Raw genomic sequence first — 14,070 nt, 5'->3', positions numbered from 1 at the left:
CTTCGCCGTTCGCCCTTCGCCCTTCGCCGCGACGGGCCCCAAAATGCCGTTCGCGAGGCCGACTTACCGTACATATGAGGACGCTCGAGGCAGGACGGCCCGCGGGAGACGGGACAGGACGGCTGGCTTGAGTAGGGGGCAGGACGCTCGCGGGAGAAGCGCTGCGGCGCAAGCAGCGCGCGTCAGGTCAGGCGCGACAGCACCTCGGCGACCACCGCGTCCACCGGCACCGACACCTGCTCCCCCGACGCGAGGTCCTTCACCCCGACCGTGCCGGCGTCCAGATCCCGATCCCCCGCCACCAGCGCAAACCGCGCGCCGGAGCGATCGGCCGCGCGCATCGCGCCCTTGAGCCCCCGGTCGCCATAGGCCAGGTCGACGCGCACGCCGGCGGCCCGCAGTTCGCCGGCCAGCACCGCCAGCCGCAGCTTGGCCGCCTCGCTCAGCGGCACTCCGAACACCTCGCAGCGCGCCGTCGACCCCACGCTCTTGCCCTCGGCCCGCAGCGCCAGCAGCGTGCGGTCCACGCCGAGCCCGAACCCGATGCCGGACAGGTCCTGTCCACCCAACTGGCGCATCAGCCCGTCGTAGCGGCCGCCGCCGCCGATGCCGGACTGCGCCCCCAGCCCGTCGTGCACGAACTCGAAAGTGGTCTTGGTGTAGTAGTCCAGGCCGCGCACCATGCGCGGGTTCACCACGTAGGGCACCCCGAGGGCATCCAGGTGCGACAGCACGGTGTCGAAGTGCGCCTTGGCCGCATCGGAGAGGTGATCGAGCAACACCGGCGCGTCCGCCGTCATCGCCTTGACCGCGGGACGCTTGTCATCCAACACCCGCAGCGGGTTGATCTCCGCGCGGCGCCGGGTCTCCTCATCCAGGTCCAGCCCGAACAGGAAGTCCTGCAACAGTTCCCGATACTGGGGCCGGCAACTGTCGTCGCCCAGCGAGGTGATCTCCAGCCGGAACCCGTCCAGCCCCAGCGACCGGAAGCCGGCGTCGGCCACGGCGATCACCTCAGCGTCCAGTGCCGGGTCGTCGACGCCGATCGCCTCGACACCCACCTGCTGCAGCTGCCGGTAGCGCCCGGCCTGTGGGCGCTCGTAGCGGAAGAACGGCCCCGCGTAGGCCAATTTCACCGGCAGCCCGCCGCGGTCCAGACCGTGCTCGATGACCGCGCGCACCACCCCGGCGGTGCCCTCGGGCCGCAACGTCACCGAGCGGTCGCCGCGGTCGGCGAAGGTGTACATCTCCTTGGACACCACATCGGTGGATTCGCCCACGCCGCGGGCGAACAGCGCGGTGTCCTCGAAGATCGGCAGCTCGATGTGGCCGTATCCGGCACGCCGGGCCGACCCGAGCAGCCCGTCGCGCACCGCCACAAAATCAGCGGAGTCCGGCGGGAAGTAGTCCGGCACCCCCTTGGGTGCCACGAATTCGGTCACGGGCTCAAACCTTCGAGGAACGGGTTGAAGCGGCGCTCGGCGCCGATGGTGGTCGGGTTGCCGTGGCCCGGCAGGACCACGGTCTTGTCGTCGAGCACCAGCAGTTTGTCGACGATCGAACGCAGCAGGTCCCGCCCGCTGCCGCCGAACAGGTCGGTGCGACCGATGGACCGCTCGAACAACGTGTCGCCGGTGAACACCCGGTCCGTGTCGGCAACCACCCGGAAGCACACCGACCCGCGGGTGTGCCCCGGGGTGTGATCGACGTTGACCGAAATCCCACCGAGGTCGATCTTGTCGCCGTCGCGGTCCAGCTCAACCACCTGCTTGGGCTCGCGGAAGAATGCGCCGGCGACCAGTTGCGCCGCCCGCGGACCGAACCCGTAGATCGGGTCGGCGAGCATGAACCGGTCTTCCGGATGGATGTAGGTGGGGCAGCCGAACGTGTCGGACACCTTCTGCGCGGACCAGATGTGGTCGATGTGGCCGTGGGTGATCAGCACCGCGGCCGGGGTCAGCCGATTCTTGTCCAGGATGCGGCGCAGCTGGCCGAAAGCACGCTGGCCGGGGTCGACGATGATGGCGTCGGCGCCCGGCCGCTCGGCCAGTACGTAGCAATTGCACTGCAGCAGTCCGGCAGGAAATCCGGTGATCAACACGGTGCTCAGTTTCCCATCCCCGCAGCCGTGCAAAGATAGCGGCCGTGCCAACGAACAAGCAGCGACGCGAAGCCGCCAAGCGCAAACTCGAGCGACAGCAGGAACGCCGCGCCCAGCAGGCCAAGCGGCGACGCATCCTGACGATCGCCGGCGCCGCGGTCGCCGCGGTGGCCGTCGTTGCGGCGGTGGTGGTCGCCATCGTCGTCAGCAAGGACGATCACAAAGGCAAGCCGTCGGCGTCGACCACGCCCAGCAGCGCGACGTCCGGGTCGGCCGCCACCAACCTGCCGCCCGTCGACCTCAGCGGCGCCGTGCCGATGCCGCCGTTCAAGGCCCCGGCCAACCTGGGCGCCAACTGCCAGTACCCCGCGGACAAGGCCGCGCCGGCCGCCAAGCCGGCGAAGCCGCCGCGCACCGGCAAGGTCCCGACCGAGCCCGCTCAGATCAGCGCCAGCATGATGACGAGCCAGGGCAAGGTCGGCCTGATGCTGGCCAACAACGAATCCCCGTGCACGGTCAATAGTTTCGCCAGCCTGGCCAACCAGAACTTCTTCAAGGACACCAAGTGCCACCGGTTGACGACGTCGCCGTCGCTGTCGGTGCTGCAGTGCGGCGACCCCAAGGGCGACGGCACCGGCGGCCCGGGTTACCAATTCGCCAACGAGTACCCCACCAACCAGTTCCCGGCCAACGATCCCAAGCTCAAGCAGCCGGTGATCTATCCGCGCGGCACGCTGGCCATGGCCAACGCCGGACCCGACACCAACAGCAGCCAATTCTTCCTGGTCTACCGCGACTCGGCGCTGCCGCCGGAATACACGGTCTTCGGCAAGATCCAGGACGACGGGCTGGCTACCCTGGACAAAATCGCCGCAGGGGGTGTGGCCGGCGGCGGCCCAGACGGACCGCCTGCCCAGGACGTGACGATCACGTCGCTGTTGCTCGACTAGCCCTACACCCGCGGCTGACTGGGAGGAGGCTCGTGACCGAGAGCTCATTCGGTCGCTACCAGTTGCAGGGGTTGCTGGGGCGCGGCGGCATGGGTCAGGTCTACCGCGCGTACGACACCCAGACCGACCGCGTCGTGGCCATCAAGTTGCTGCCCCCGCACCTGATCGAAGACAAGGAGTTTCAGCACCGGTTCCGCCGCGAGGCCCGCACCGCGGCCAGCCTGAGCGATCCGCACGTGGTGCCCATCCACAGCTTCGGCGAAATCGACGGGCGCCTGTATGTGGACATGCGTCTGGTCGACGGCCGCGACCTGGTGAAGTTCATCGCCGAGAAGGGCGGCCGGCTGACACCGGCGCAGACGGTGGCGATCATCGATCAGACGGCGGCGGCCCTGGAGAGCGCGCACCACGCCGGACTGGTGCACCGCGACGTCAAGCCGTCCAACATTTTGGTCGCCCATGCCCGGGATTTCGTCTACCTGATCGACTTCGGGCTGGCCCGGGCCAGCACCGACACGGCGCTGACCAACACCGGGCAGACGATGGGCACCCTGGCCTACCTGGCACCCGAAAGATTCAGGGGCATAACGGATTCCCGCGCCGACGTGTACGGCCTGGGCTGTGTGCTCTACGAGTGCCTGACCGGCGTCCGGCCGTTTCCCGGAGACTCGTACGAAGAGCTGATCTCCGCGCACCTCTACACCCCTCCGCCGCGCCCGACGGCCGTGTGCCCCGACGTGCCGCCGGCCTTCGACGCGGTGGTCGCGCGGGCGCTGGCCAAGGATCCGGACGCGCGGTATCAGACGGTGACCGAACTCGCCGACGCTGCCCGGGCGGCGCTGGGCGGGGCCGCGTTGACGTTGCCTGCGCTACCCCCGCCGCCGCCGGACACACCGCCGGGCGGCTCACCCGCGCCGGTCAAGGCGGGCAGTCGCGCCGCGCTGATCGCGACCGTCGCCGGCTCGGGCTTGACGCTGGTCCTGGTGGCTGCGGCGGTGGCGTTCTTCGCCGGCGGCGACGACACGCCCCCGGACAAGCCGACACCGGTCACTACGACCAGCCCGACCAGCGTGACCAGCAGCGAGTCCCCCGAAACGTCCGACACCCCGGAGCCGACGACGGTGACGACCACCGTCACAACGGAGCCGACCGAAACGCCGTAAGCGCGTGAGGAAGCCTCAGGACGCGGACGTCACCCGGTACACGTCGTAGACGCCCTCGACGTTGCGCACCACGTTCAGCAGATGCCCCAGGTGCTTGGGGTCGCCCATCTCGAAGGTGAACCGGCTGATCGCCACCCGGTCACCGGAGGTGGTGACCGACGCCGACAGGATGTTCACCTTCTCGTCGGCCAGCACCCTTGTCACGTCCGACAGCAGCCGGTGCCGGTCGAGGGCCTCCACCTGGATCGCCACCAGGAACACCGACGACGGCGACGGCGCCCACAACACCTCGATGATGCGCTCGGCCTGCTGCTGCAGGGATGCGGCGTTGGTGCAGTCGGTGCGGTGCACGCTGACCCCGCCGCCGCGGGTGACGAAGCCCATGATCTGATCGCCCGGCACCGGTGTGCAGCACTTGGCCAGCTTGGTCAGCACGCCCGGGGCGCCGGGGACCGACACGCCGACGTCCTCGGTGCTGCGCGGGCGCCGCGGCATGGTCGCCGGCGTGGACCGTTCGGCCAGTTCCTCCTCGGCCTGGTCGATGCCGCCGAGTTCGGCCAGCAGTCGCTGCACCACGTGCCGCGCCGAGACATGCCCCTCCCCGATCGCGGTGTACATGGCCGACACGTCGGTGTAGTGCAGCTCGTTGGCCACCGCGGCCATCGACCCGCCATTGACCAAGCGCTGCAACGGAAGTCCGCCGCGGCGGACCTCGCGGGAGATGGCCTCTTTGCCGGCCTCGAGCGCCTCTTCCCGGCGTTCCTTGGCGAACCACTGCCGGATCTTGGTCTTGGCCCGCGGCGACACCACGAACTGTTGCCAGTCCCGCGACGGCCCGGCGTTGAGCGCCTTGGAGGTGAAAACCTCGACGACTTCTCCGTTTTCGAGTTTGCGTTCCAACGCCACCAGGCGGCCGTTGACCCGGGCGCCGATGCAGCGGTGGCCGACCTCGGTGTGCACGGCGTAGGCGAAGTCCACCGGCGTGGAACCGGCCGGCAGCGTGAACACGTCGCCCTTCGGGGAGAACACGAAGATCTCTTGTACCGCAAGGTCGTAACGCAACGACTCCAGGAATTCGCCGGGGTCGGCGGCTTCCCGCTGCCAGTCGAGGAGCTGACGCATCCAGGCCATGTCGTCGATCTCGGCGGCGGTGTTGGGATGCGGAACTCCGTTGCGCCCCTTGGTTTCTTTGTAGCGCCAGTGCGCGGCGATACCGAATTCTGCGGTGTGGTGCATGTCGCGGGTGCGGATCTGCACCTCCAGCGGCTTGCCCTCGGGCCCGACGACCGTGGTGTGCAGCGACTGGTACACGCCGTAGCGGGGCTGGGCGATGTAGTCCTTGAAACGTCCGGCCATCGGCTGCCACAGCGAATGCACTACGCCCACAGCGGCATAGCAGTCCCGGATCTCGTCGCACAGGATGCGGATTCCGACCAGGTCGTGGATGTCGTCGAAGTCGCGGCCCTTGACGATCATCTTCTGGTAGATCGACCAGTAGTGCTTTGGCCGGCTCTCCACCGTCGCCTTGATCTTCGAGGCGCTCAGCGTCGAGGTGATCTCGGCGCGCACCTTGGCCAGGTAGGTGTCGCGGGACGGGGCGCGGCCGGCGACCAGCCGCACGATCTCCTCGTACTTCTTGGGATGCAGGATGGCGAAGGCCAAGTCCTCCAGCTCCCATTTGACACTGGCCATACCGAGCCGGTGGGCAAGGGGCGCAATGACTTCCAGCGTCTCGCGGGCTTTGCGGGCCTGCTTCTCCGGGGGCAGGAATCGCATGGTGCGCATGTTGTGCAGCCGGTCGGCCACCTTGATCACCAACACCCGCGGGTCCCGGGCCATCGCGGTGATCATCTTGCGGATGGTCTCGCCCTCGGCGGCGCTGCCCAGCACCACGCGGTCCAGCTTGGTCACCCCGTCGACAAGGTGGCCGACCTCCTCGCCGAACTCCTCGGACAGCGCCTCGATGGTGTAGCCGGTGTCTTCGACGGTGTCGTGCAGCAGCGCGGCCACCAGCGTGGTGGTGTCCATGCCCAGCTCGGCCAGGATGTTGGCGACGGCCAGGGGGTGGGTGATGTAGGGGTCCCCGGAGTGCCGCATCTGGCTGGCGTGCCGCTGATCGGCGACTTCGTAGGCACGCTGCAGTATCGACAGGTCGGCCTTCGGGTAGACCTCGCGGTGCACCGCCACCAGCGGCTCGAGCACGGGGTTGATGGCGCTGCTGCGCGCTGTCATCCGCCGGGCCAGCCGAGCCCGGACCCGACGGGACGCGCTGCTGGTGGTCTTGAGTGGTTCGGCCGGCGGCTCGGGTACCTCGGTGACCGGCAGCGGTTCGGTGGGGGGCGCGGCAGCTTGCAGCGTGCTCTGTTCGTCCGCCACGTTGGTCACCTCCGTCTTAGAGGATATCTGTCGTTCGCGAGCGTAACGACACTGAGAAACTGCGGGCCGCAAATCGCCACCAGGTTAGGTTCGCGGCGAAAAGCGGAAGTCAAGCGCGGCTGAGGCTGTGCACCGGCAGCGGCGCCACCGCCTGGCGGCCGCCCAGCGCGGGAAGCTCGATGACCACCGCCGCACCGGGAACTTCAGCGCCGCTGCGTTCCAGCAGCCGCCGCGCAGCGCCGACACTGCCCCCGGTGGCCAGCACGTCGTCGATGATCACAACGCTTCGACCGGCCAACTCGATTCCGTCGGCGGGGATTTCGATGGTGGCCGCGCCGTATTCGCGCTGATAGTCCTCGCTGAGCACCGGGGGCGGCAGCTTGCCCCCCTTGCGGATGGCCAGCACCCCGGTGCGCAGCCGGGTGGCGACGGCGGCGGCAAGCAGGAAGCCGCGCGAGTCGATGCCGGCCACCAGGTCCGCTCCGGCGGCCACCTCGGCCAGCGCCTCGGTGATGGCGGCCATCGCCACCCGGTCGGCGAACACCGGGGTGAGGTCCTTGAACTGCACGCCCGGCTCGGGGAAGTCGGCGACCTTGCGGGTCATCGCGTCGATCATGGCCGCGACGTCGGCCGTTTCGCCGCGACTCACTGGACCAGCGCCCATCGGTCCATGTTCCAGCCCGCACCCCACCGGGTGGGGTTGCGGCCCACGGCGAACATCTTCTTCGACATCAACAAGGTGCGCTGCTGCCGGTACAGCGGCAACGTCGGCATGTCGCCCCACAGGATGGGTGCGCCTTCGGCGAGCAGCCGGGCCCGCTCGGCCGGGTCGGCCGAGACCGCCAGCGCACCGATGATCCCGTCGATCTGCGGGTTGGCGTAACCGGACAGGTTGTTTCCGTTGCCGCCGTGCAGCGCGTAGGCGTCCATCGCCGACGACCCGGTGGAACCGCTGCCGGGGGCTCCGCCGGTGCTGGCCAGCAGCACGTCGATCTTCGAGTCCCGCAGCGCCTGCGGTCCCGAGGTGTCCAGCGTCACGTTCGTCACGGTGATGCCGGCGGGTGCGCACGACGCGGCGATGGACCCGACGGTGGCCGCCAGCCGGGCGTTGGGGCCGCGGTAGCCGATCCGCACCGTCAGGGGGGCACCGCGCAGTGCATCGCGGGCGGCTTTCGGGTCGGCCTTGCCGAACGGGGCGGCCTCGTTGGTGCCGTCGGCCGCGGCCAGGGCGTCCTCGGTCGCCGGGGACAGTCGCGAGTTGGCTATCGGCACACCGGCGTCGCGGGCGATCGCATCGCGGGGCGTGCAGAAGGCGAACGCGCGACGGGCGGGCACCGCAGCCAGCGCGCCCTGCGGGGCGAAGATCAGCTGCTCGATGCCCCCCGACGGGGAGTCGGCGCTCTGATAGCCGTCCGGGGTGGCCAGCGCTCCCGACGATCCGGCCGCCACGTCGACCACGTCGACCCGGCGGTTGTTGACCCGGTCCTGGATGTCGCCGCCCTGCGGCCATACCGTGATCCGCTTGGTGATCGGCTTGGCGCCCCACCATTTGTCGTTGGCCACCAGCACCACCGCGCCGCCGTCCAGGACCCGCTCGATCTTGTACGGACCGGACGAGGGGAAGTGCTTGGCGTCGACACCGGGTCGCAGGTCCCAGGTCGAATTCCACAGTCGCGCAACCTGTTCCACCACCGACACCTTGTTGTTCTGCAGCGCGGTGGTGATGTCGGTGCCCAGCGTGTCGGAGATGACGTGCGACGGCATCATCGAGGTGGCGGTGAACAGTTGGGTGTAGTCGACGACACCGCGGTCCGGGATGAACGACACACGGGCCTTCTTCTGGCCGGGCGTGCACTCGACGTTGGCGATATCGACGTAGCCGGCCTGCGTCGCCGCGTCGAACCCGGCGAAGCGTCCGGATTGGGCCGCCCAGGCCAGCACCAGATCGTCGCAGGTCACTGGCTTGCCGTCGGAGTAGACGGCGTTGTCGGCGATCTGGTAGTCGAGCACCAGCGGCGACCCGCCCACCACCGAGATGGTGCCGAAGTCGTGGTCGGCGACCACCTGCCCCTCGGGTCCGTGGTAGCCGAATCCGGTCAGCGTGCGGGCGAACGCCTGCGCGCCGGCGGAGGCGAAACCGATGGAGGTGTTGGTGTTGTAGGTGGACAGCGCGCCGTCGACCACGTAGTCGATCTGGTTGGCGGCGCTGCCCGAACACGCGGTCAGGCCCGATGCCGCCAGCAAAGCAGCAACACCGGTGGCCACCAAGGCTTTTCGCAAGCGACACCGGGTGGCCATGCGGCTACCGCTTACCGACGTTTCGCTTGCCGGTGGGACGCCGGGTGCCGGTGGGACGTATCGGCCGCGCACCGGGGGCCGGCTTGCTGCTCGTCGCCGTCGGCTTGGTGAGCTCGACGGCCTTGGCCGCGGTGACCTCTTCGGTGGCGTCGTCGTCGGACGGTTGCGCCGACGGGTTCTCGGCGGTCGCCTTCTCCGGGGTCGTCTTCTGCGGGGTCGTCTTTTCCGGAGTCGTCACCGGGCCGCGCCGCCGCAGCACCCGCTTGGTGTGGGTGCGCACCAGTTCGGTGCGTTCCCGCAGGGTGACCAGCAGCGGTGTGGCGAAGAAGATCGACGAATAGGTGCCGACGATGATGCCGATCAACTGGACCAGCGCCAGGTCCTTGAGTGTGCCGACACCGAGCAGCCACACCGCCACCACCATCAACGCCAACACCGGAAGCACCGAGATCAGGCTGGTGTTGATCGAGCGCATGAAGGTCTGGTTGACGGCCAGGTTCGCCTGCTCGGCGAAGGTGCGGCGGGTGGTGTGCTGGAAGCCCTGGGTGTTCTCCTCGACCTTGTCGAACACGATGACCGTGTCATAGATCGAAAAGCCCAGAATGGTCAGCAACCCGATCACCGTCGCCGGGGTGACTTCGAAACCAACCAGCGCATACACACCGGCGGTGACGGTGATGTCGAAGACCATGGCCGCCAGCGCGGCGATCGTCATGTAGCGCTCGTAGCGCACGGTGATGTAGACGGCGACCAGCGCCAGGAACACCGCCAGGGCGATGATCGCCTTCTTGGTGATCTGGCCGCCCCAGGTGGAGGACACCGCCGCGTCGCTGATCGCGTTCTTGTTGGGCTTGTGGTCGGAGCCTTTGGGACCGAACGCGTCGAACAGGGCGTTACGCAGCTTCTCGGTCTGCTCGTTGGTCAGGTGTTCCGAGCGGATCTGCACCGTGGCCGACGAACCCTTGCCGACGGTGACCACCGATTCCGGGTCCTTGCCGATCGCGTTCTTGAACACGTCCTGCACCTGGGTGACCTGGACGGTGCCGTGGACGCCGTCGGAGGGCATCGACACCGTGGTGCCGCCCTTGAAGTCGATGCCGAATGTGAAGCCCCGGATCAGGATGGCCAGCACCGCGATCGCCATGATCGCACCGCTGACGCCGTACCAGAGTTTGCGGCGGCCGACCACCTCGAACGCACCCGTCCCGGTGTAGAGCCGGGACAGGAAGCTGTGTTTGGGCCCGGCGGCGGGGTCCGCGCCGCTGTCGGTCAGTTCGACGGCGACGGTGGTTGCCTCAGCGTCGGCTGCCGCCTTTGTGGACGTGGCCTTCTTGGTCCCGACACTGGCTTTGGGTTTGGATACCATGGGTTATCCCCGTCCCGTCTTGGCGGCGCCCGAACGTGCTCCCGCGGAGGCGGCCCGTCGTTCCCGCGCCACCTGCTGGACTGCCCCGAGCCCGTTGTAGGCCGGTTTGGCCAGCGTCGACGATCGGGTGGAGAGGTAGACCAGCGGCCAGGTCACCAGGAACACCACCACGAGGTCGAGGATGGTGGTCAGGCCCAGCGTGAAGGCGAATCCCTTGACCTGCCCGATCGCCAGGATGTAGAGCACCGCCGCGGCCAGGAAGGTGACCGCGTTGCCGGACACGATCGTCTTGCGGGCGCGACCCCAACCACGCGGTACCGCCGAGCGGTACGAACGGCCTTCGCGGATCTCGTCTTTGATGCGCTCGAAGAACACCACGAAGGAGTCGGCGGTGGTGCCGATACCGATGATCAGACCCGCGATGCCGGCCAGGTCCAGGGTGTAGTTGATGTAGCGCCCCAGCAATACCAGGATCGCGAAAACCATTGCGCCGGAAGCAATTAGCGACAGGGCCGTGAGCAGTCCCAGCACCCGGTAGTAGAGCAGCGAGTACAGCAGGACCAGCGCCAGCCCGATCGCACCGGCGATCAGCCCGGCGCGCAGCGAGGTCAATCCCAGTGTCGCCGAGACGGTCTGCGCCTCCGACGACTCGAAGGACAGTGGCAGTGAGCCGTACTTGAGGACGTTGGCGAGCTGTTTGGCGGTCGCCGCGCTGAACGGCGGCTCACCGCCGCTGATCTGGGTCCGCCCCCCGGGGATGGCCTCCCGGATCGACGGCGCACTGACGACCTGGGAGTCCAGGGTGAAGGCGGTCGCGGTGCCGACGTGGGCGGCGGTGTAGTCCGCCCACACGTTTGCTGCCGCGCTCTTGAACTGCAGGTCCACCACGTAGCCCAGGCTGCGCTGGTCCATTCCCGAGCTGGCGTCCTGAATCTGGTCACCGCTGATGATCGACGGCGCCAACAGGTAGGCGGTTTTGTGGTCGGTCGAGCAGGTGACCAGGGGCAGATTCGGGTCGTCGTTTCCGGCCAGGATGTCGTCTTTGTCGCAGCGGGTGGCCTGGAATTGCAGCGCGATCATCTGGATGTACTGGCTGGTGCTCTGCCGCCACTTCTTCTCCTGCGCGATGCGCTCGGCCAGATCCTTGCGCGGATCGGGCGGTGCGGGCGCTTCGGCGGGCGGTTGCGGTGCCGGGCTGGACGCCGGGGCGGGCGCGGGAGCCGGCGCCGGCGACGGGCTCGGGGCGGGATCCTGCGGGTACGGTCGCGGCTGCCCCCGCGGCGCCCCCGGCTGAGGCGCCGGCGGACCCGATTGCGGCGCCCCCGGCTGAGGCGCCGGAGCACCGGGCGCGGGAGCAGCGGGAGCAGGCTGCTGTTCGGCGGGCTGGGCTTCCTCGGGCGGCGCCTTCTGGGCGGGCTGCGAGCTCAGCACCGGGCGAATGTAGAGCCGAGCGGTCTGCCCCAGGTTGCGGGCCTCGTTGCCGTCGTTGCCGGGCACCGTGATGACCAGGTTGTCGCCGTCGACGACCACCTCCGAGCCGGAGACACCGAGCCCGTTGACCCGCGAGCTGATGATCTGCTGTGCCTGCGCCAGCGATTCCGCGCTGGGGCGCTTGCCGTCGGGGGTGCGCGCGGTCAGCGTCACCCGGGTGCCGCCCTGCAGGTCGATGCCCAGCTTCGGGTGCGGCTTCTTGTCCCCGGTGAGGAACACCAGCAGGTAGACGCCGATGAGCATGACCAGGAACACCGACAGGTAGCGGGCAGGATGCACCGGCGCCGAAGACGATGCCACGTTCCTTCTATCTCCTTGCGAATCGGTTCTTGCCCTGTGGGAGCCTCCGGAAAGACTACGTGCCGCATTCGGGCCCGCGTCACGGACGCGGCGTGCGGACTGCGATCAGGAGTCCTTGATCACCGGCGCTTCGTCGTCGGTGTCCTCGTCGAGCGCCTCGGCAGCGATCTCGTCGGAGTCGTCATCCGGCAGAATCTTGTCCCGGATCGCCAGCTTCATCCAGGTGGTCACCACCCCGGGAGCGATCTCGAGTTCGACGTCGTCCTCGGTGAGGCCGACGATGGTGCCCTCCAGCCCGGACGTGGTGTGCACCCGATCTCCCGGCTGCAGCGACTCGTGCAGGTCGATGGTCGCTTGCATCGCCTTGCGCTGACGCCGAGACGCGAAATACATGAAGCCGCCCATGATGAGCAGGAACGGCAGGAACAGGACAAAACTCTCCATCAAAACGCTTTCTACTTGTTCGGGAACGGGTCCGGTGGCCCCAGTCTGCCATTCCCGCAGGTCGCAAACCGACCGGCATCGTCCCGCCGCCGTGCTGACCTACCAACGGTTAGGCTTTGAATCGCGACGTGACCGGCGCGCCGCGGAAGGAGGGGTCCGTGGCCAGCCTCGAGCAGAGCCGTCATCTGGTCACCGAAATCCCGGGTCCCGCATCGCTGGAATTGAACAAGCGCCGGACGGTCGCGGTGTCCCAGAGCGTGGCCGTCACCCTGCCGGTATTCGTGGCGCGCGCCGGCGGCGGCATCCTCGAAGACGTCGACGGCAACCGCCTAATCGACCTGGGTTCGGGCATCGCGGTCACCACGATCGGCAACTCCGCGCCGGCCGTCGTCGAGGCGGTGCGCGCGCAGGTCGCCGAATTCACGCACACCTGCTTCATGGTGACGCCGTACGAGGGTTACGTCGCGGTCGCTGAAGAACTCAACCGGATCACCCCGGGGGCCGGAGAGAAGCGCTCGGTGCTGTTCAATTCCGGCGCCGAGGCCGTCGAGAACGCCGTCAAGGTGGCGCGTGCCCACACCGGCAAACCCGCCGTCGTCGCGTTCAACCACGCCTACCACGGCCGCACCAACATGGCGATGGCGCTGACCGCCAAATCCATGCCGTACAAGAGCGGGTTCGGACCGTTCGCGCCCGAGATCTACCGGGCGCCGATGTCCTACCCGTACCGCGACGGCCTGGTGAACAAGGACCTCGCCACCGACGGCGACAAGGCGGCCGAACGCGCCATCGCGGTGATGGACAAGCAGGTCGGTGCCAAGAACCTGGCCGCGGTCATCATCGAGCCGATCCAGGGCGAGGGCGGGTTCATCGTGCCGGCCGAGGGATTCCTGCCCGCCCTACTGCGGTGGTGCCGAGAGAACGACGTGGTGTTCATCGCCGACGAGGTGCAGACCGGGTTCGCGCGCACCGGCGCGATGTTCGCCTGTGAACACGAGGAGATCGAGCCGGATGTAATCGTCACCGCCAAAGGCATCGCCGACGGCTTGCCGTTGTCGGCGATCACCGGCCGCGCCGAGATCCTGGACGCCTCCCACGCCGGGGGCCTCGGCGGCACCTTCGGCGGCAACCCGGTCGCGTGCGCAGCCGCGCTGGCCACCATCGCGACCATCGAGTCCGACGGGCTGATCGAGCGCGCGCAGGAAATCGAACGCCTGATCACCGAACCACTGTTGCGGGCGCAGGCCGGCGACGAGCGGATCGGCGATGTGCGGGGCCGCGGCGCCATGATCGCCGTCGAACTGGTGAAGCCCGGCAGTTCCGATCCCGATCCCGAGCTGACTTCGAAGCTGGCCACCGCGGCACACGCCGCCGGCGTGGTCGTGCTGACCTGCGGCATGTTCGGCAACATCATCCGACTGCTGCCACCGCTGACCATCAGCGACGAGTTGCTGACCGAAGGCGTCGAGGTGCTGACGGGCTTACTCGCCGAACTGTGACGGGTCGACGGATGTCCGCACCCGGTGCCCCAACTCACAATCGGTTCGCGGCGGGCGTCATTGAGAAATAATGTTAGTTTTG

At 68.5% G+C, this 14,070-nt stretch carries 11 protein-coding genes; 3 read left to right on the top strand and 8 right to left on the bottom strand.

Annotated elements, in window-relative coordinates; all coding sequences use genetic code 11:
• Window positions 1-182: 182 nt before the first annotated feature.
• Together hisS and MKCMC460_RS12300 are read right to left on the bottom strand one after the other, a co-directional pair.
• Window positions 183-1,442, bottom strand: coding sequence for a histidine--tRNA ligase (gene hisS / locus MKCMC460_RS12305; RefSeq protein ID WP_236976169.1), 1,260 nt, complete (start codon window positions 1,440-1,442; stop codon window positions 183-185).
• A complete protein-coding gene (locus tag MKCMC460_RS12300) occupies window positions 1,439-2,101 on the bottom strand; it encodes an MBL fold metallo-hydrolase (protein ID WP_236976171.1) in 663 nt (220 codons plus the stop codon). The genes hisS and MKCMC460_RS12300 overlap by 4 nt, the downstream gene beginning before the upstream one ends.
• Before the next feature lie 44 nt (window positions 2,102-2,145).
• Between MKCMC460_RS12300 and MKCMC460_RS12295 the strand changes: the two genes are divergently transcribed.
• Window positions 2,146-3,051, top strand: coding sequence for a peptidylprolyl isomerase (locus MKCMC460_RS12295; RefSeq protein WP_236976174.1), 906 nt, complete (start codon window positions 2,146-2,148; stop codon window positions 3,049-3,051).
• Between the two features lie 32 nt (window positions 3,052-3,083).
• Window positions 3,084-4,214, top strand: a complete 1,131-nt coding sequence (locus MKCMC460_RS12290) for a serine/threonine-protein kinase (protein ID WP_370653118.1) — start codon at window positions 3,084-3,086, stop codon at window positions 4,212-4,214.
• Window positions 4,215-4,229: 15 nt separating this feature from the next.
• Here MKCMC460_RS12290 and MKCMC460_RS12285 read toward each other — a convergent pair whose 3' ends face one another.
• From MKCMC460_RS12285 to yajC, 6 genes are all read right to left on the bottom strand, one after another.
• A complete protein-coding gene (locus MKCMC460_RS12285; RefSeq protein ID WP_236976175.1) occupies window positions 4,230-6,590 on the bottom strand; it encodes a bifunctional (p)ppGpp synthetase/guanosine-3',5'-bis(diphosphate) 3'-pyrophosphohydrolase in 2,361 nt (786 codons plus the stop codon).
• 109 nt (window positions 6,591-6,699) lie between these two features.
• On the bottom strand, window positions 6,700-7,206 hold the full coding sequence (locus MKCMC460_RS12280; protein ID WP_370653169.1) for an adenine phosphoribosyltransferase: 507 nt from the start codon (window positions 7,204-7,206) through the stop codon (window positions 6,700-6,702).
• A gap of 29 nt (window positions 7,207-7,235) precedes the next feature.
• On the bottom strand, window positions 7,236-8,888 hold the full coding sequence (locus MKCMC460_RS12275) for an ABC transporter substrate-binding protein (RefSeq protein WP_238305777.1): 1,653 nt from the start codon (window positions 8,886-8,888) through the stop codon (window positions 7,236-7,238).
• A 4-nt stretch (window positions 8,889-8,892) separates the two neighbouring features.
• Window positions 8,893-10,254 (bottom strand): protein translocase subunit SecF, encoded by a 1,362-nt coding sequence (gene secF / locus MKCMC460_RS12270; RefSeq protein WP_236976178.1) that lies wholly within the window; start codon window positions 10,252-10,254, stop codon window positions 8,893-8,895.
• Between the two features lie 3 nt (window positions 10,255-10,257).
• Window positions 10,258-12,045, bottom strand: coding sequence for a protein translocase subunit SecD (gene secD, locus MKCMC460_RS12265; protein WP_238305776.1), 1,788 nt, complete (start codon window positions 12,043-12,045; stop codon window positions 10,258-10,260).
• Between the two features lie 105 nt (window positions 12,046-12,150).
• Entirely contained in the window at window positions 12,151-12,489 is a 339-nt protein-coding gene (yajC, locus tag MKCMC460_RS12260) for a preprotein translocase subunit YajC (protein ID WP_236976179.1), read from the bottom strand.
• Window positions 12,490-12,647: 158 nt separating this feature from the next.
• On the opposite strand from yajC, the gene gabT reads away from it, so the two are divergent.
• Window positions 12,648-13,988, top strand: coding sequence for a 4-aminobutyrate--2-oxoglutarate transaminase (gabT, locus tag MKCMC460_RS12255; protein WP_238305775.1), 1,341 nt, complete (start codon window positions 12,648-12,650; stop codon window positions 13,986-13,988).
• Window positions 13,989-14,070 lie beyond the last annotated feature (82 nt).

It is taken from the genome of Mycobacterium sp. 20KCMC460, assembly GCF_022179425.1.
GTDB classification, from domain to species: domain Bacteria; phylum Actinomycetota; class Actinomycetes; order Mycobacteriales; family Mycobacteriaceae; genus Mycobacterium; species Mycobacterium kiyosense.
The sequence above is the reverse complement of the archived record's forward strand: the minus strand, read 5'-3'. Positions and strand labels throughout refer to the sequence as shown.

What these genes read in the sequence shown, in the direction of transcription:
- MKCMC460_RS12280 (WP_370653169.1), bottom strand. Translation starts at nt 7,206, where the DNA reads ATGATCGACGCGATGACCCGCAAGGTCGCCGACTTCCCCGAGCCGGGC.
- MKCMC460_RS12275 (WP_238305777.1), bottom strand. Translation starts at nt 8,888, where the DNA reads ATGGCCACCCGGTGTCGCTTGCGAAAAGCCTTGGTGGCCACCGGTGTT.
- secF (WP_236976178.1), bottom strand. Translation starts at nt 10,254, where the DNA reads ATGGTATCCAAACCCAAAGCCAGTGTCGGGACCAAGAAGGCCACGTCC.
- yajC (WP_236976179.1), bottom strand. Translation starts at nt 12,489, where the DNA reads ATGGAGAGTTTTGTCCTGTTCCTGCCGTTCCTGCTCATCATGGGCGGC.